This is a genomic window from Luteitalea pratensis (assembly GCF_001618865.1).
GTDB lineage: Bacteria > Acidobacteriota > Vicinamibacteria > Vicinamibacterales > Vicinamibacteraceae > Luteitalea > Luteitalea pratensis.
The window spans coordinates 4,010,855-4,027,612 of record NZ_CP015136.1; the positions used below are offsets into that span (position 1 = coordinate 4,010,855).

Annotated in this window: 15 protein-coding genes; 13 read left to right on the forward strand and 2 right to left on the reverse strand. The window is 65.1% G+C overall.

Annotated features, from left to right (window positions below):
* Nucleotides 1-156: 156 nt before the first annotated feature.
* Nucleotides 157-693 (reverse strand): dTDP-4-dehydrorhamnose 3,5-epimerase, encoded by a 537-nt coding sequence (gene rfbC, locus LuPra_RS16425; RefSeq protein WP_110171742.1) that lies wholly within the window; start codon nt 691-693, stop codon nt 157-159.
* Between the two features lie 2 nt (nt 694-695).
* Nucleotides 696-1,568, reverse strand: a complete 873-nt coding sequence (rfbA, locus tag LuPra_RS16430; RefSeq protein ID WP_110174731.1) for a glucose-1-phosphate thymidylyltransferase RfbA — start codon at nt 1,566-1,568, stop codon at nt 696-698.
* A 212-nt stretch (nt 1,569-1,780) separates the two neighbouring features.
* On the opposite strand from rfbA, the gene LuPra_RS16435 reads away from it, so the two are divergent.
* The 13 genes from LuPra_RS16435 (at nt 1,781) to LuPra_RS16495 (ending at nt 16,607) form a co-directional block, all read left to right on the forward strand.
* Complete coding sequence (locus LuPra_RS16435) at nt 1,781-1,999, forward strand: hypothetical protein (protein WP_110171743.1); 219 nt, start codon at nt 1,781-1,783, stop codon at nt 1,997-1,999.
* A gap of 10 nt (nt 2,000-2,009) precedes the next feature.
* Complete coding sequence (locus tag LuPra_RS16440; RefSeq protein WP_162271421.1) at nt 2,010-3,776, forward strand: TIGR03790 family protein; 1,767 nt, start codon at nt 2,010-2,012, stop codon at nt 3,774-3,776.
* A gap of 93 nt (nt 3,777-3,869) precedes the next feature.
* On the forward strand, nt 3,870-6,104 hold the full coding sequence (locus LuPra_RS16445; RefSeq protein ID WP_162271422.1) for a tetratricopeptide repeat protein: 2,235 nt from the start codon (nt 3,870-3,872) through the stop codon (nt 6,102-6,104).
* Between the two features lie 9 nt (nt 6,105-6,113).
* Nucleotides 6,114-7,028 (forward strand): exosortase/archaeosortase family protein, encoded by a 915-nt coding sequence (locus tag LuPra_RS16450; protein ID WP_110171746.1) that lies wholly within the window; start codon nt 6,114-6,116, stop codon nt 7,026-7,028.
* Nucleotides 7,025-7,651 (forward strand): hypothetical protein, encoded by a 627-nt coding sequence (locus LuPra_RS16455; RefSeq protein WP_110171747.1) that lies wholly within the window; start codon nt 7,025-7,027, stop codon nt 7,649-7,651. Before LuPra_RS16450 ends, LuPra_RS16455 begins: the two co-directional genes overlap by 4 nt.
* Nucleotides 7,651-9,618 (forward strand): sulfatase-like hydrolase/transferase, encoded by a 1,968-nt coding sequence (locus LuPra_RS16460; protein WP_110171748.1) that lies wholly within the window; start codon nt 7,651-7,653, stop codon nt 9,616-9,618. Before LuPra_RS16455 ends, LuPra_RS16460 begins: the two co-directional genes overlap by 1 nt.
* A 31-nt stretch (nt 9,619-9,649) precedes the next feature.
* Complete coding sequence (locus tag LuPra_RS16465; protein ID WP_157899277.1) at nt 9,650-10,435, forward strand: ABC transporter permease; 786 nt, start codon at nt 9,650-9,652, stop codon at nt 10,433-10,435.
* Nucleotides 10,436-11,641: an ABC transporter ATP-binding protein gene (locus LuPra_RS31975; protein ID WP_157899278.1), complete on the forward strand. Its 1,206-nt coding sequence runs from the start codon at nt 10,436-10,438 to the stop codon at nt 11,639-11,641.
* Nucleotides 11,634-12,350 carry a class I SAM-dependent methyltransferase gene (locus LuPra_RS16475; RefSeq protein WP_157899279.1) on the forward strand — a complete coding sequence of 239 codons (717 nt, stop codon included), beginning with the start codon at nt 11,634-11,636 and terminating at the stop codon, nt 12,348-12,350. Before LuPra_RS31975 ends, LuPra_RS16475 begins: the two co-directional genes overlap by 8 nt.
* Before the next feature lie 21 nt (nt 12,351-12,371).
* Nucleotides 12,372-13,544: a glycosyltransferase WbsX family protein gene (locus LuPra_RS16480; RefSeq protein ID WP_237050615.1), complete on the forward strand. Its 1,173-nt coding sequence runs from the start codon at nt 12,372-12,374 to the stop codon at nt 13,542-13,544.
* 39 nt (nt 13,545-13,583) lie between these two features.
* A complete protein-coding gene (locus tag LuPra_RS16485) occupies nt 13,584-14,492 on the forward strand; it encodes a glycosyltransferase family 2 protein (protein WP_110171751.1) in 909 nt (302 codons plus the stop codon).
* Nucleotides 14,493-14,545: 53 nt separating this feature from the next.
* Nucleotides 14,546-15,382 carry a class I SAM-dependent methyltransferase gene (locus tag LuPra_RS16490; protein WP_110171752.1) on the forward strand — a complete coding sequence of 279 codons (837 nt, stop codon included), beginning with the start codon at nt 14,546-14,548 and terminating at the stop codon, nt 15,380-15,382.
* Between the two features lie 100 nt (nt 15,383-15,482).
* Entirely contained in the window at nt 15,483-16,607 is a 1,125-nt protein-coding gene (locus LuPra_RS16495) for a glycosyltransferase family 4 protein (protein ID WP_162271423.1), read from the forward strand.
* Nucleotides 16,608-16,758: the final 151 nt, after the last annotated feature.

A 16,758-nucleotide genomic window follows, 5' to 3' on the forward strand; every position in this document is an offset into this window, starting at 1 on the left:
GAACACAGCATCAAGTAGCAATTCTGGTGCCGACCTGCGTCGAATCCGGCAAACCGATGAAAATGGCCTGAAAAGTGAGATCAGTTGCTCGACCGGCACCATGGCCCCGAGTGAATAGTTTTAGTTCTGAGAGACTAAAGATACCTAATAGGCTCATCACACGCCCGTCCGGTGGGCAAGGGGCGGATGGTGCTGGTCGCGCGCCGACAGGACCGGCTCCCGGACCGGCCAGGCAATGTCCAGGATGGGCTCGTTCCACATGACCCCTCCTTCGTCCGCGGGATCGTAGAACTCGGTGCACTTGTACTCGACCTGGGCGACGTCGCTCACCACGCAGAAACCGTGTGCATAGCCGGGAGGGACGTAGATTTGGCGAAAATTATCCGCAGACAGTTCCACGCCGACCCAGACGCCAAAGGTCGCCGACGTCGGATCCACATCAGCGGCGACGTCGAAGATGAGACCTTCTATCGCCCTGACGAGCTTGCCCTGGGGTCTCGTTCGCTGAAAGTGCAGCCCTCGCAGGGTCCCCTTCCGCGACCGGGAATGATTGTCCTGCACGAAGGAGACTTCGACTCCCGCCTCGGAAAACTTGCGTGCGTTCCACGTCTCCAGGAAAAAGCCCCGCCCGTCGCGGAAGACCTTGGGCTCGATGATGACGACCCCGGGCAGCCTGGTCTGGATCACCTGCATCCTCAGCGTCCCTGCCCTACCAGGCGCAACAGGTACTGCCCGTACGAGTTCTTCCGCATCGGCGTCGCGATGCGTTCCACCTGCGCATCGTCGATGTACCCCATCCGCCAGGCGATCTCCTCCACGCACGCCAGCATCAACCCCTGCCGTTCCTCGATGGTCTGGACAAACTGCGACGCCTGCAGCAGCGATTCGTGCGTGCCGGTGTCCAGCCACGCAAACCCGCGCCCCAACCGCTCGACGTGCAGGTCGCCGCGCTCGAGAAAGCGCCGGTTCAGGTCGGTGATCTCCAACTCGCCGCGGGGGGAGGGTTGCAGCGTGGCGGCGGTGTCGAGCACCGAATTGTCGTAGAAGTAGAGGCCCGTCACCGCCCAGTGCGAGCGGGGCGCCAGGGGCTTCTCCGCGAGGCTTGACGCGCGGCCGTCTTCGCCGAATTCGACGACGCCGTAACGCTCCGGGTCGCGCACTTCGTATCCGAAGACGGTCGCCCCGTGCTCGCGCGCCGCCGCCGCCTGCAGGACCTCCGGGAGGCCATGGCCGTAGAAGATGTTGTCGCCCAGGGCGAGCGCCACACGACGGCTGCCGACGAACGAGCGGCCGATGACAAACGCCTGCGCCAGCCCATCCGGCGACGGTTGCACGGCATAGGCGATCGAGATCCCGAGGTCGGAGCCGTCGCCGAACAGGCGCTGGAAGCTGCCGGTGTCTTCCGGAGTGGTGATGATCAGGATGTTGCGGATGCCCGCCAGCATCAGCGTCGCCAGCGGGTAGTAGATCATCGGCTTGTTGTAGACCGGGACCAATTGTTTGCAGACGCCCTTGGTGACCGGGTAGAGACGAGTGCCCGACCCTCCGGCGAGGATGATTCCGCTCAATGACGACACACGTGCTCCAACGAACGGTAGGAAACAGCTATGTAGCGGGTTGTTGGAAAAGTCTGACCAGGAAGACTCTTTTGTCTACCCAGAGGCAGACGTCGTCCTGGTTCGCGACCTGCCTCGAGCGAAAATCCTCATCAAATGCCTCATGGACAACGAGACTCGACCATGCGGTACGCACCTTGCGTGCACTAAATTCAGCGGACCGCATGGACATCCACTTCATCTCCTCACTCACCCCAGACGATGAGGATCGACTCGCGCCAGCATTGCTTGAAGCACTCAAGCCCATGTTGGGGCTGATGCCGATTGCATACACCATCCGGATTCGGACAGCCAGCAACACGGTGTATCAACACACCAGAACGGAACTGGTCGACACACTTGCCGATGAGACTCCGTCGCTGGACATCGAACTGTCGTCATAATCAGCGCGTGATGCGCGCCGTCCCAACCCGAGTCTACTTCGTCGTCCTGTGGCTGCTGCTGGCAGCCGCTGCCATTCGCACCGAGGCGGCGGCCGGCGATGTCGTCCTGGTCGTGGCCAACGCCAGGCACCCGTGGAGCACCCGGGTGGCGGAACAGTACCTCGCGGCGCGTGGCCTTCCTGCCTCCCAGTTGCTGACCATCGACGTCAGCCCGGACGCGACCGTCACCCATGAAGTGTACCAGCAGGCCATCGAGCGGCCGGTGATGGTGTGGCTGCGGACGCACGACGCGCTCGACCGCACGCACATCATCGTGCTGGGGCCCGGCCTGCCGCTGCGGATCGCCGGCACACCTGGGCGGAACGGTACAGCCGGAAGTGTCGATTCCGAACTCGCGGTGCTCTACCGGCGGCTGACCGGCGCCTCGGTGGCCGCCGGCGGCTTCGTCGAGAACCCGTACTTCTCGCCAGTCCCGCTCGTGACGCCGCGCCCCTTCGATCGGGCCAAGTACGACGTCTATCTGGTGACGCGCCTCGACGGACGCACCGAAACGGACGCCCTGGCGCTGATCGCCAGGGGCGCGGTGCGGCCGTCCAAGTTCGTGCTGGCAATCGATGGCCGCCCTGCGGGGGCCAGCGGCCCCGAGGCGCGCTGGCTGACCGAGGTCGGTCCGCGCGTGCACGCCGTCCAGCCGGATGCCCGGATCCTGTCCGACGCATCGTCGGATCTGCTCGGCAATATCGATGGCGTCACCGGTTACGCGAGCTGGGGATCGAACGACTCTCGCACGAGGGTGCCTCCGGTCACCTTCGGGTCGGGCGCCATCGCCAGCTCCTTCATGAGCAGTGACGCCCGCACGATGGCTCAGCCCCCGGCGGCCTGGACACCCGGACTGTGGAGCGAGCCATCGTCGTACTTCGCCGGCTCACCCGAGGCGCTGGCTGCCGACTGGTTGGCGGCCGGACTGACTGGGTTGGCCGCGCAGGTCACCGAACCCTACCTGGACGGGACTGTCCGGCCTGCGACATTGCATGAAGCCTGGGCCCGGGGCTATACCCTGGCCGAGTCCTTCTATTTGGCGATGCCGTACCTGAGCTGGCAGGGCGTCGTCTTCGGTGATCCATTGGCCCGGGCCGTCGAGACCGGCCCTGAGGGTCATGAGGTGCTCACGGACCCGGCCGCCGGGCAGGGCGCCTTCACCGATCGCATGGCCGCCGTGTACCGGCGGGGGGAGCCGGACCTCGATCAGGAGGCGTCACGGTTGATGGCCCGCGCGAACCTGTCGATTGCTCGTGGGGACCTTGCGGACGCGCGACGGCTGCTCGAAGAGCTCACCGTGCGAGCGCCGCGGTATACGAGGGCGCAATTCCTGTTGGCGCAGCAGTACGAAGCCGACAAGTTCTACGCTCAGGCGAGGGCGCGCTACGAACTCGTGCTGCAGACGCAGCCAGCCAACGTGGTGGCGCTCAACAACCTGGCATACAACCTGGGCGTCCACGGTGGGGAGCCGAAGGCGGCACTGGTCCACGCCGAGCGCGCCGCGGTGCTGGCAGGGAATTCCGCAGCGGTCCTGGATACGCTAGGCTGGTTACGCCATCTGGCGGGGGACAGTCGTGGCGCCGTTGTGCCGTTGCAGCGCGCTGTGGAACTGGCCCCGGACTTGTGCGATGCATGGAGTCACCTTGCGCTCGCGCAGCGCAGCGCGGGCGACGAACCCGCAGCCACGAAGGCTGACGCGCGCGCGTCGTCCTGCACAAAGGACGTCAAGGAACCGTAGGACGCCTCGCGAAGGCGGCAGAGCAAGCCAGGACGGCAGAGCCGTCCGAGTGAGATGAGACACATGGCACCAGGGACGTTGAGGAAGTTGGGCGTGCTGGTCGCGCTCGCGACCGTGTTTGCGGCCGGCTGTTCCAAGTCGGCGGCCGAGTACGTGAAGAGCGGAGACGCCTTCGCGAAGGAAGGCAAACACCGCGAGGCGCTGATCGAATTCCGCAACGCGGTGCAAAAAGAAGCCACCAATGGCGAAGCCCGCCTCAAACTTGCCGAAACGCACGAGAAGCTGCGCGAGATCCCTCAGGCATTCCGCGAGTACATCCGCGCCGCCGACCTGCTGCAGAAGGATGCGGCGGTGCAAATCAAGGCCGGCACGTACCTCCTTATCGCCGGCCGCAACGAGGACGCCAAGGTCCGTGCCGAGCGCGCGCTGGCGATCGAGCCGAAGAATGTCGAAGCGCAGTTGCTCCTTGGAAACGCGTCCGCCGGTCTGAAGGACCTGGACAGCGCGGTCAAGCAGGTGGAAGAGGCCATCGCGCTCAGCCCGGCGAGCGATCGCGGCTACTCCAGCCTGGGCATGGTCCAACTCGCCAAGGGCGACGCCGCCGCCGCCGAGGCAGCGTTCCGCAAGGCCGTCGAGGTGGGGCCCAAGTCGGTTCAGGCGCATCTCGCCCTGGGCAACTTCCTCTGGGCGGCCAACAGGCGTGACGAAGCGGTCGGGGAGCTCGACGCCGCCCTCACCCTGGATCCGAAGAACGCCTTGGCAAATCGCCTCCTGGCGATTTTCCACGCCTCCGGCCCGACGCCGGAGAAAGCCGAGCCCTACTTCAAGATGCTCGCCGATCTGCCTGAGAATACCGACGGCAGGCTCGCACTGGCCGAGTACTATTTCCGCGTCGGCAAGGTCGAGGACGGCAAGAAGACCCTGCTGACGGCCGCCAATGAGAAAGCGACCTACACACCTGCCACCCGTCGTCTTGCCGGGCTGGCGTTTACGGAAGGCCGAAAGGCCGACGCCTACAAGCAGGTGGACGAGCTGCTCGCCAAGGACCCCAAGGACGCCGACACCCTCGTCATGAAGGGCCAGATGCAGGTGGCCGACGGCAAGGTGGACGAGGGTCTTGTCACGTTCAAGACTGCGGTGGCCGCACAGCCGACCAACGTCGCCGCCCAGTTCGCACTTGGTTCAGCCTATGCAGAGAGGCGGGACGTGGATCCCGCCATCGTCGCGTTCACGGAGGTCTTGCGCCTCAACCCTCGGGCCTCGGCCGCGCAGTTGCAGCTCGCGAATCTCTACCTCGCCAAGGGACAGGCCAAGCAAGGCGGCGCGATGGCCGACGACGCCCTGCGGAACGCGCCCGGTAACCCGATGGCCCGCCTGATTCAGGCGCGCGCGCAACTGGCGCAGGGACGGTTGGCGGAAGCGGGCATCGCGATGGCCGGCCTCGAAAAGGACTTCCCGCGAGCGTGGCTCGTGCAAGCGCAGCTTGGGACCTATTACGCGGTACGCGGCGAATTTGCCAAGGCTCGGGCAGCCTGGGACAAGACATTGACGCTCAATCCCGATGCCTGGGAGGCGCAGCAGGGGCTGATCCGCCTGGATTTGACCGAAAAAAAGCTGGACGCGGCCTCGGCGCGCGCCAACGCGGCGGTGGAGAAGTCCCCGAAGGACGGTCGTCCCCGCGTCGAACAGGCGCGCGTCGCGGTGGCTCGCAAGGATCTCGCTGGGGCCGAATCGGCACTCCGCAAGGCGATCGAGGTCGATCCGTCCTCCATGGAGGCCTACGGAATGCTGGGACAGGTCTATCTCAGCCAGAACAAGCTCGATCAGGCCAAAGCCGAGTTCGAGGCCATTGCCAAGCGCGATCCACGTAACGTGGGCGCTCCGACCCTGATCGGCATGATCCTGCAGCAGCAGGGCAAGACACCGGAGGCGATGGAGCAGTATCGGCGCACCATCGAGATTGACCCCAAGGCCGCAGTGGCGTCCAACAATCTTGCGTGGATGCAGGCCTCGTCGGGCGGCAATCTGGATCAGGCCCTCCAATACGCGCAGGCGGCCAGCCAGGTGTTGCCGGAACAACCCGAGGTCAACGACACGATTGCTTACATCTACATCCTGAAGAAAATGCCGACCATGGCGGTCGGCCCGATGCTCAAGGCGGTCGACAAGGATCCCAATAACGCCACGTACCACTATCGGCTCGGTCAGGCGTACTTGCTGAGTGGCAACAAGCTCAAGGCCATGGAATCGCTTCAGGCGGCTCTCAAGCTCAAGGCCGATTTCCCTGAGGCGGCCGAGGCCCGCACGCTGCTGGCACAGGCCCAGTAGTCGCAGGTCATGGCGCAAGAGCCCCTTCCTCAAATCGCCGTCTCGGCGCCCGTACCGACGACGAGCGGCGTCCCTGCACACCGCCACCCTGGAGACGCTGCCGCGAGCCCTGTGTGGGTCGGGGTACTCGCGGTCCTGGTGTCGCTCGTCTACGGGCCGACGGCTGTCTGGCTGTTCGGACGATGGACCATGAGCGTGTGGCACAACGCGCACGGAGCGCTCGTGCTTCCGGTGGCCGGGTGGCTGATGTGGCAGGAGTTGCGGTCCACATGGAAGACCGGACCAGCTTCGAGTGCATGGGGATGGGCCTTCGTGGTCCCGGCGCTCTTGCTGCACGTGCTCGATCAGGGGATGCAGACGCAATTGCTGTCCGCGATCTCGTTTGTCGTCCTCCTGCCCGGCCTCTCGCTGTTGCTGCTCGGGACCGACCGCACACGCCGGATCGCTTTCCCGCTCGCCTTCGTCGCACTGATGCTGCCCATTCCGCTGGCCGTCACCGAACGTCTTCACCTCGTGTTGAGGAACGTCGTCGCGAGCGCGTGCGCCGTGGTCGTGCCCTGGCTCGGGATTCCCATCTTGAAGGTGGGGACGACGCTGCACATGCCGAACGCGAGCCTGCTGGTCGCCGATGCGTGCAGCGGATTCTCGACGTTGTACGCCGCTGGCGCCGTTGCTCTGCTCACGATGTTCCTGAGCGCGTCGCCGCGTCGGCGCGTGCTGGTCGGATTGCTGTTTGCGCCGATTGCCCTGGCCATCAACATCGTGCGCGTGGCGCTGTTGTGCGTGCTGGTCTACTTCCAGGGCACCGATGTCCTGGCGACGTCGCTGCACGAGTTGTCGGGCATCGTGACCTTTGTCGTAGCGCTGCCGCTGATTTTCTGGCTGGGCGGGCCGGCGCGTCCGATCGAGGAGGTGCCGGCGTGATCAGCCGGCGTCATGTGTGGCCCCTGATCTTCGCCTCGCTCCTGGCGCTGCTCCCGACGATGCAGCGCGGGTACGTCGGTGGTGTCGACTCGGTGGAGAAGGTCACCAGTGCGCGGCTGCCCGGCGAGGTGGCCGGTGTGGCGAGTGTCGACAAGCAACGCACGGGCGGATGGATGGCGAACACCTATGGCGCCGACTCCTGGGCCGAGCGCACGTACCAGGTGCCGGGCAAGGGTGATGTGGGCTTGTTCGTCGCCCGCGGCTTCGACATGAAAAAGCTGTACCACCATCCGGAACTTGGCGTTCTTCGAGGACGCACGTTTGCACCGGCCGACACAATGGCCCTGTCGGACAAGCCCGACCAAATCGTTCATGTGCTGCAGAGCGCGTCGTCGCAGGAATCGGCGGTCTATGCCCTGATTCACGACGGCCGCTGGGTCGACAATCCCTATGCGTTGCAACTCTCGTCCGCAGTCACGACGTTGTGGACGGGCCCCAAGCCGCTGACCCTCGTCTTTGCCTACGGTCCGGTGCTTGCAAACGGGCAACCCTCACCGTTCACGGCCGAACTGCTGCGCACCGCCGTCAGGACCCTCTCGCCGGCGCAGTCCGAGCGCCACTGATGCACGACCCCGCGGCAGGCGGCGAGCCCAGGGTGCAATGGCTGCATCAGCCGGCCACGTGGCGAGCAGAGGTACTTGGCCTCGCATTGGCGTGCGCGATACCCGTGACGTGCGTGGACGCGTACCTGTTGGACAGGAAGCTCGGCATCATCTCGGGTGGCTACCTGGCCGAGTTCCAGTTCTCCGGGCTCAGGTTGGCGCTGTTTCTCGCCATCAGCCTCCTCACGGACATCGCCGTGGTGGCGCCGATCCTCGCCGTCGTCCTGTGGCTGGCGCGCCTGCTCTGGATGCATGCCCTCGCCCGGGCGTTCCTTGCCGTCTCGGTCGCCCTGACCGTCGTCGCGGCGGCCGACGTGGCAGTCTACGAACTGCAGCGGTACCTCGGCGATCTGGTCAATGTCAACATCCTCGTCAACCTCCTCGGAGGCGACATCCGGGAGATCCTGCATTTCAGCGCCAGCCCGGCACTGCACTGGCTCGGATTCATCAGCTTCGGCGGGCTCGCCGTGGTCGGGCTCAGCGTGGTCCTGGACAATCGGTTTCCGAGCCGGATGCGCCAGGACCCCGGCGCGCGCAAGACCACATTCGCGGCGCTCGTGCTCACCTTGACCGCGGCGGTCGTCGTCGGGGCCGTGGGCCGTCTGAACGACCCGGGCGTCGACCGCGCGCTGGCCTACAAGCCCGCCGGCCGCGTCGTCGGCAGCTTCACCGAGTGGCTCACCGACGTGGACCGGGATGGCTACGGATTGCTGTCGACGCCGGCCGACACCGCGCCGTTCAATTCCGCCATCCACCCCTACGCGGTGGAAATCGCCGGCAACGGCGTGGACGAGAACGGCATCGGCGGCGACCTGCCGTCGGGGCCGCCGTACCGCGACACGTCGTATCCGACGGTCTCGTTCGTGCGACATCCCGACGTGGTCTTCGTCATCCTGGAGACCTTTCGCGCCGACGCCCTCGGGGCGATCGTCGGCGGTCGCTCCGTGACGCCAACCCTCGACCGCCTGCGCCACGACGGCGTGGAGGCGCGCCGCGCGTTCTCGCACAACGGGTTCACCATCCAGTCCAGGTACCACGCGTTCACCGGTCATCTGCTCGGGCCTGGCAATCCGGGTTCGCTGATCGATGACTTCAACGCCAATGGCTACCAGACGGCGTTCTTTTCCGCGCAGGACGAGAGCTTCGGCGAAAATTTCGACGTCGGGTTCGGCCGTGCCGCGGTGCGGTACGACGCGCGCGTCGACCGCGACAAACGCTTTACACAATTCGCGACACCGGCGAGCCTGACGGTGTCGTGGAAGGTGCTCGAGGGGCGGGTCAACGCGTTCCTCGACGAACGCGACCCTGACAGGCCGCTGTTCCTGCATATCAACATCCAGGATGGTCATTTTCCCTACACCAATCCGGACATCGTGCCGATCGTGGATGACGTGCGAATGCAGCGGGACGAACTTTTGCCGGAACGTGCCGATGATCTGAAGCAGATGTACCTGAACACGCTCGCCAACGTGGACGGCGCGCTCGGGCGGATGCTCGCGCGCGTCCAACGGACCACGGGGCGTCGCCCAGGCGTGGTGGTGATCGCCGATCATGGGGAGAGCCTGTTCGACCAGGGCTTCCTCGGGCACGGGTATGCGGCCAACGACGCGCAGACGCGGATCCCGTTCATCGTCGATGGCCTTCCGGCGCGGGTCCCGGCCGTGGCCGGGCAGGTCGACGTCCGGGGTGTGCTGCGGCAAGCGATGACCGGGCCCGACGCCGAACCCGTCGTGGACTCGAGCGATGAGCGAGCCGTGTTCCAATATATCGGGACGTTGGGGCGGCCGAAGGAGATCGCGGTCGTGGAAGGCGACCACCGGAGCCGGCTGACGCTGCTCGGGCAGCGTTCGGTCGCCTTGTCACCAGCCGAGACTACGCTGGTGCATTTCTGGGAGCGGGTATCCGGCCGGCTCTCGGCCGCGCCATGAGGGCGTGGAGACGTTGTTGACAATCGCCATGATGAACGACTTGCGTGAGATGGTGGCCGAGCAGGTGCAGTATCGCGAGCTGCTCTACCAGATGACGAAGCGGGACCTGCTCCTGCGCTACAAGCAAACGGTGATGGGCTTTGGCTGGGCGGTGTTCATGCCACTGGTGAACACCGCGGTGTTCTCCGTAATCTTCACGCGTGTCGCGCCGATCGACGTCGGCATGCCTTACCCGCTCTTCGCATTCGCGGGCCTGGTGACGTGGAACTTCTTCGCGTCCTCGCTCAAGTTCGCGGTCACGTCGCTGACCAGTAACACGGGGCTCGTCACGAAGGTGTACTTTCCGCGAGAGATCTTCCCCGTCTCGGCCGTGCTCGTCAGCGTGGTCGATTTTGCGGTCGCGAGTCTCGTCCTCGTCGGACTGATGACGTACTACCGCGTCGGTGTCCACTGGACGCTCTTGATGTTGCCGGTCGTGCTGCTAGTGCACCTCGTGTTCACGACGGCTGTGGCTCTGCTCATTTCGATGGGCAATCTCTTCTACAGAGATGTGAAGTATCTGTTCGAGATCGTCCTCACCGTGTGGATGTTCACGACAGCCGTGCTGTACCCGACGCAACTGGTCGGCGGGCAGTTGGGATGGCTGATGCAGTGGAACCCGATGACGCCGATCATCGAGGGCTACAGAGACATCCTGATTCGCGGCGTCATGCCAGGGGCCCCATTCGCTGTCGTGGCGCTAGGCTCGGTCGTCTTCCTGCTATGGGCGTGGCTGTCGTTTCATCGTGCCGAATTCCAGTTTGCGGAGAACATCTAGGTGGGCGACGAGCCGATCATCAGCTTCGACGGCGTCTGGAAGAAGTTTCGCAAGGGTGAACGCCACGACAGCCTGCGCGATCTGATCCCGGCGGTACTTGGGCGCACGGTGAAGAAGGCGGTCAGCGAATTGAAGGAGCAGGAGTTCTGGGCCGTGCGCGATGTCTCCTTTGCCGTGCGACGAGGTCAAGCCCTCGGCATCATTGGACACAACGGCGCCGGCAAGAGCACGACGCTAAAGCTGCTCACGAAGATTCTGCGACCCACACGGGGAACGTGCGAGGTGCGCGGTCGTGCTGGTGCCCTCATCGAGGTCGCCGCCGGGTTTCACCCGGATCTCACCGGACGGGAGAACATCTTCCTGCAAGGGGCGATCATGGGCATGAAGCGAAACCAGATCGCGGGGCGGATTGACGAGATTATCGAGTTCGCGGAGGTGAGCGCGTTCATTGATACGCCCGTCAAGCGCTACTCGTCTGGAATGAACGCCCGACTCGGGTTCGCAATCGCCGCCCACCTCGATCCCGATGCCCTGATCATCGACGAGGTCTTGAGCGTTGGCGACATGGCGTTCCAGGAGAAGTGCGTGGAGCGCATGAAGCAGTTCAAGCGATCTGGCGTCGCGATTGCGTTCGTGTCGCATAACCTGCCGGCGGTCGCGGATCTCTGCGACCAGACTGTCGTTCTCAACGCGGGCACACCCGTGTTCGCGGGGCAGACGGCCGAGTGTATCGAGTACTACCTCGAGCACGGGGGGCGGCCCGCTCGCGCCCAGGTCGGGGATGCCATGGCGGTGACGCAGATAACGCTCTGTACGCCCGATGGGACTGCCGCACGGGTCGTGGCACCGATGACGCCATTGACGTTTGTCGTCGATCTCACAGTGACGCGGGATCTGTCGGCCGTGTCGTACGGGTTTGTCGTCTACGACGCCGGCACGGGCCTGCGGGTGGCAGCTGCCAACTCTGCGTCAATCGGGTTGCCACCAGAGGATCTGTCGAGCGGACAAACCAAGCGGGTGCGGGTTTCATTCGATGCAAATCTGGCCAAGGGGCAGTACTTGATCGAGTTCCATGCCGCGACGGCGGCGACCATGACCTTTCACGCCACGGTGTTCCCCGCAGCGACGCTGCGCGTCGAGGAAAGCGTGAGTCCTTATGGCGTGGCGTACCTGCATTTCCGAGGTGCGGAGGCCAGTGTTGTCTGAGGAGCCGGTCTCGGCCGCCACGAAGGCTGACGTCAAGTATACCGACCTGCAGGACGATAGGGACGAATCGCACTGGAAGGTGCTGGGGCGCGTGTCGAGTGGCGAACGCGTGCTCGAAGTCGGCGCATCCACCGGATACATGACCGAGGCGCTGATGGCTCGCGGATGTGACGTTGTCGCCCTCGAGCCGAACGCCGACGCGGTTGCGCTCGCGCATGCCCGAGGCGTTCCCGTGCGTTGCGCGTTTCTCGGCGACATCAAGGATGGCCTCGGTCGGTTCGACGTCGTACTGCTGGTCGATGTCATCGAACACGTGCCAGACGCTCCAGCGATGTTGCGAGACTGCCTGGACGTGCTCGGGCCAGGGGGGCGGATCATCGTCTCCGTGCCCAACATTGCGCATTGGTCCACACGCTGGAGCCTGCTGAGAGGGCACTTCGACTACACCAGGACGGGCCTGCTCGACGACACGCACGTCCGGTTCTACACGGCCAGGTCCCTCGAGGCGCTCTGCGCGCTGGTTGGTCTCGAAGTGAGCGAGCGCGACACCACCTTGGGCCTGTTCACATATGGTGCGGTGCCGCCCTGGCTGAATCGCGTGGTCAACGTGTCCTGGCATCGACGCAGGCTGGTGCGTGCGTTGGCTCGCCGCCGGCCGGCGCTGTTCGGCTTCCAGAACGTTTGGGTTCTGCGCCCGCTCGACGCTTGACTGCCCTTTCGGAACCAGCACGTGACCGCCCTCGACGACCGTCTCAACTCGGCAGAACCTGCGCCCGCACCGGTCGACCCCTCGGCTGCTGCGCGCGTGATCGCGTACTACCTGCCGCAGTACCACCCCATTCCGGAGAACGATGCCTGGTGGGGCAGGGGATTCACGGAGTGGACAAACGTCACGAAGGCCAGACGACGATTCCCGGGCCACTACCAGCCCAGGTTGGCCGGAGAATTGGGGTATTACGATCTGCGTGTCCCCGAAGTGCGTGCGCAGCAGGCGGAGCTGGCCCGCGAGCATGGCGTTGAGGCGTTCTGTTATTACCACTACTGGTTCGGCACCTCGGAGCTTCTGCAGCGGCCGCTCGCGGAGGTCGTGGCGTCGGGGCAGCCCGGTCTTTCGTTCTGCGTGTGTTGGGCGAACGAGACGTGGACCGGCATCTGGCATGGCAACCCTCGTCAAACGCTGATCGAGCAGACCTATCCTGGCGATGGCGACCATCGACGGCACTTCGAGTCGCTGCGTCCGGCCTTCGAAGATCGCCGTTACCTGCGCGTCGATGGCAAGCCGGTCTTTGTCGTTTACAAGCCGAATCAGGTTCCCGACGCCGCGCGTGTGTGTGACTTGTGGCGCGAGATGGCCGTCATGGCAGGACTTGGTGGTCTCCACCTGGTTGGCGTCAAGAATTCGCTCGAGGGCGCCCCTTTGCCCCCCGGGTTCGATGCAGTCGTGGCGCAGGCTCTTCCGCCGGTGGCACGCCGTTTCAGGCAGGCACCGTCGCCAAAATCGTTGGCACGCTCGGTTCTTCGGAGGCTGGGAGTGCCCACGGTCTACCGCTACGACCGGGTGGCGCCAGGCTTCGTATCCGATGTGTTGCCCGACTCGTGGTACCCGTGCATGATTCCCAACTGGGACAACTCTGCGCGTAGCGGTGCGGATGGCCTGGTTCTGCACGGCTCCACGCCGGAGTTGTTCGGGGCCCAGGTGAGAAGGACCGTCGCCGCTGTAGCCGGGCGGCATCCCGACAAGCGGCTCGTCTTCGTCAAGTCGTGGAATGAATGGGCCGAGGGCAACTACCTGGAACCCGACCAGCGTTTCGGGCGGCGTTACCTCGAGGCGCTCCGGGACGAGATCCGTCCAGGGGCCGCCCACAGCCGCGGACCGAGCGCTTGGCCCGCCCACGGGCGGTAGCCCTTCTAACTCTCACGTTCTCGACTAGGCTCGGTGCACATGAGACCCGATGTCTCGGTAGTCATTCCGACACGTAACTCCCAGGCCACGATAGAGAAGGCCATTGCGTGCGTGCAGGCGCAGTCGGACTGCACCGTCGAATGCATCGTCGTTGACGATTCGACCGATGCCACTCGCAGCGTCGCGGCCGATGCGGGCGCGCGCGTGATTCCCGGGCGTGGGCAGGGCGTGAGCGCGGCGAGGAATCTCGGCACGGCCAGCGCTCGCGGCTGGTACATCGCCTACCTCGATGCCGACGATAGCTGGGCGCCGATGAAGCTCGCGATGCAGTTGCGGTTGATCCAGGCCGAACGCGACCTCGCCATGGTGGGCACGCAGTTCGAAATCGCCGGTGACCTTGGCGGCACGCGCCAACTGCAGGTGGAGGATGCCTCCCTGCGAGGATTGTCACCCGTGGAATTTCTCGCCTCACCACGCCTGCCCGCGTCTGTGTTTCTCGTGCGAAGCGACGTGGCCCGGGTCGTCCGCTTTCCCGACGGCGTATCCGACGGCGAAGACACGATCTACGCGGCGGAGATGCGAACGCATGGCCTCATCGGCTGCGTCGAACAGGTACTCATGACACGACACCTCAGGCCAGGCTCTCTGTCGCACTCGCCAGGACATGTCTCCAAGAACTTCCTCGCGCGCCTCGCATACCTGCGGCACCACTGGGAGGGCCTGGGCGCAACAGATTACGCCAGCGCGGAACGTGTGCTCGTGCATACGCAAGTAGAGGACGCCTGGGCGTACTACTGGCGTGGCGACTTCGAGAACTTCCGCCTGCAACGCCGCGAGCTACGCGAGTCGTGGCCGGTGGACATCCCGGTACCAACCGGCTTGACCAAGCGCACGTGGCCGGACCTGATGGTCCGGTTGCGCCGGCACGTGCTGCAGGGACGTTCGTAGGCCCTCTATCCTCGACCTGCGCGAATTGGAACACAACCTTGGGAGCAGCGGCCATGCGAACCAAAGACATCGAATGCCGCCTGTGCGGTGCAGCCGCCGCGTTCCGGTTCTCCAGGCGTGCGGCCGACGGAGACGAGGTGGGCTGCTACGAGTGCGGTCGTTGCAGGTCGCTCCAGACCGAGTTTCCGTACTGGCTGGAGCAAGAATACGCACGCGCTTCTTCAAACGACGAGACGCCCGATCTCGACACATGGGCCGCGGAGCGGACGCTGTACCACCGCATGGTGGTGTACTTCCTCTGGAAGCTGGCTGGTCTTTCGAAGGCCAGCGACAAGCTCGTCGATTGGGGAGGCGGCCCGGGTCTGTTGGCCCGGATGCTTCGCGACGTCGGCATTGATGCCTACAGCTACGACAAGTACATCAAGAATCACTTCGCGTCCGGGTTCAGTCGACGGGAAGGCGAGCGCTACAACTTCGTGACCGCATTCGAGGTGTTCGAACATTTCGCGGAGCCGCGAACCGACATCGAGCCGATCTTTGCCCTGCAGCCCTCCTCCCTGCTCATCTCCACGTGTGTCTACACGAACCAGGGACCAGACTGGCCCTATCTCGGGCCGGCAAAGAGTCAGCACATCTTCTTCTATTCTGCGGACGCCCTCCAATTGATTGGCCGCCGCTTCGGCTACGAGGTCATCCGACTTCCGCACGAGGTGACGCTGTTTGCGCGCGAGCCGATCGCCAGGGAGCGTCTGGCGCTGGTCAAGCTGCTGCTCGCAAACGATCGACTTGCCGAGGTTGTCTTTGCCTCGAAGCGGAAGTGGTCACTTGCGGCCAGCGATAATCTGGCCATTCTCCGCTTGCTCGACCAAGCCGGTGCTGACGCAGAGTGAGCGGCGGCGAGCTCGTCGCACCAAGCGAGATCGACTCCCGCGCGCTCGACCATTCGGCCCGGGTTCCTCCCGTCGACGACCGTTGCCGTTGAAGAATATGATGCCGCCTCCAGTCCCTGTCGTGCTGATCTCCGAGATGTTCCCTCCGAAAGTGGGGGGGACGGCGGTGCTGTACGACAACCTGTATCGTCGCTTGGGGCTCCCGGTCACCGTCGTGACCGAACCACTGGCCGGGCAGCCTCCCGGCTACGCATATGTGCACGCCACGATAGGGTCGACGCTGCGCGGCGTGCGCGAGCCGGGCGCACTGAGTCAGCACATTCGGTTGGCTCGAGCCTTGCGCCGGCTTCGACCCGCCGTCGTGCACTGTGGCCGCTTGCTGCCCGAGGGCATTCCCGCGATGCTCGCAGCGGCAACCGCGCGTCTCCCATTCATGCCCTGGGTGCATGGCGAGGAAATCAACTCCGCGCTGCAATCCCGAGAACACACCCTCCTGCTACGCCTCGTCCTGCGGCGTGCCCGGTTGCTCGTTGCAAGTTCCGGCAACGGCCGGGCGGTACTCGAGACGCTCGGTGTGCACCGCGACAAGGTGCGCGTCGTCTACCCCGGCGTCGAGGCGTTCAGGTTTGCGACCGCGAGGCCGATTCGCCGAGCCGACGGTCCCATCATCCTGACCGTGGGGCGACTTCAGCGTCGCAAGGGGCACGATTTGATTTTGCAGGCGCTACCCGACGTCCTCAGGCGTCACCCTTCCCTGCACCATGTCATCGTCGGCGAAGGAGAGGAGCGGCCGCGGCTCGAGGCGCTGGCCAGGGAACTCGGCATCGCGGCCAGCGTCACGTTCGTCGGCGAGGTGCCGCAGAACGAACTGCCGGGCTACTTCGCGGGGTGTGATGTCTTCGTCATGCCCAACCGGGTGGACAACGGCGACTTCGAGGGATTCGGCATCGTGTTCCTCGAGGCCGCGGCCGCCGGGCGGCCGGTGATCGGCGGACGGTCGGGTGGCGTCCCTGAAGCAGTCGAGGAGGGGCAAACCGGACTGCTGGTCGGCGGGACTGACGCAGCGGAACTGGCCAGGGGACTGGATGTGCTGCTCTCCGACGAGCAGCGGCGCCGTCGGATGGGCGAGGCCGGTCGATTGAGAGTGGAGCAGCGGTTCACCTGGGAAGCCTCCGCCGCAGGCTTGCGCGCAGCACATCTGGAAGCGGCGGGAGCGCAGGTGTGACGCGGGCCACGGTGGGGACGCGAACTATATTGTACGTCGCGAACGGTGCCGGCCTTGGCGGCGGTGGAAGGGTTCTCGCGCAGGCGATGTCAGGGCTCGAGCCGCCATTCGTGCCACGGCTGGCGGTGCCTGGGCCGGGGACTTTCTCCGA

Bases quoted from the DNA above. Each gene is read 5' to 3' on its own strand.
- LuPra_RS16490 (WP_110171752.1), top strand. From the start codon at position 14,546: ATGCGAACCAAAGACATCGAATGCCGCCTGTGCGGTGCAGCCGCCGCG.
- LuPra_RS16495 (WP_162271423.1), top strand. From the start codon at position 15,483: ATGCCGCCTCCAGTCCCTGTCGTGCTGATCTCCGAGATGTTCCCTCCG.
- LuPra_RS16440 (WP_162271421.1), top strand. From the start codon at position 2,010: ATGCGCGCCGTCCCAACCCGAGTCTACTTCGTCGTCCTGTGGCTGCTG.
- rfbC (WP_110171742.1), bottom strand. From the start codon at position 693: ATGCAGGTGATCCAGACCAGGCTGCCCGGGGTCGTCATCATCGAGCCC.
- LuPra_RS16460 (WP_110171748.1), top strand. From the start codon at position 7,651: ATGCACGACCCCGCGGCAGGCGGCGAGCCCAGGGTGCAATGGCTGCAT.
- LuPra_RS16485 (WP_110171751.1), top strand. From the start codon at position 13,584: ATGAGACCCGATGTCTCGGTAGTCATTCCGACACGTAACTCCCAGGCC.
- LuPra_RS16450 (WP_110171746.1), top strand. From the start codon at position 6,114: ATGGCGCAAGAGCCCCTTCCTCAAATCGCCGTCTCGGCGCCCGTACCG.
- LuPra_RS16435 (WP_110171743.1), top strand. From the start codon at position 1,781: ATGGACATCCACTTCATCTCCTCACTCACCCCAGACGATGAGGATCGA.
- LuPra_RS16465 (WP_157899277.1), top strand. From the start codon at position 9,650: ATGAACGACTTGCGTGAGATGGTGGCCGAGCAGGTGCAGTATCGCGAG.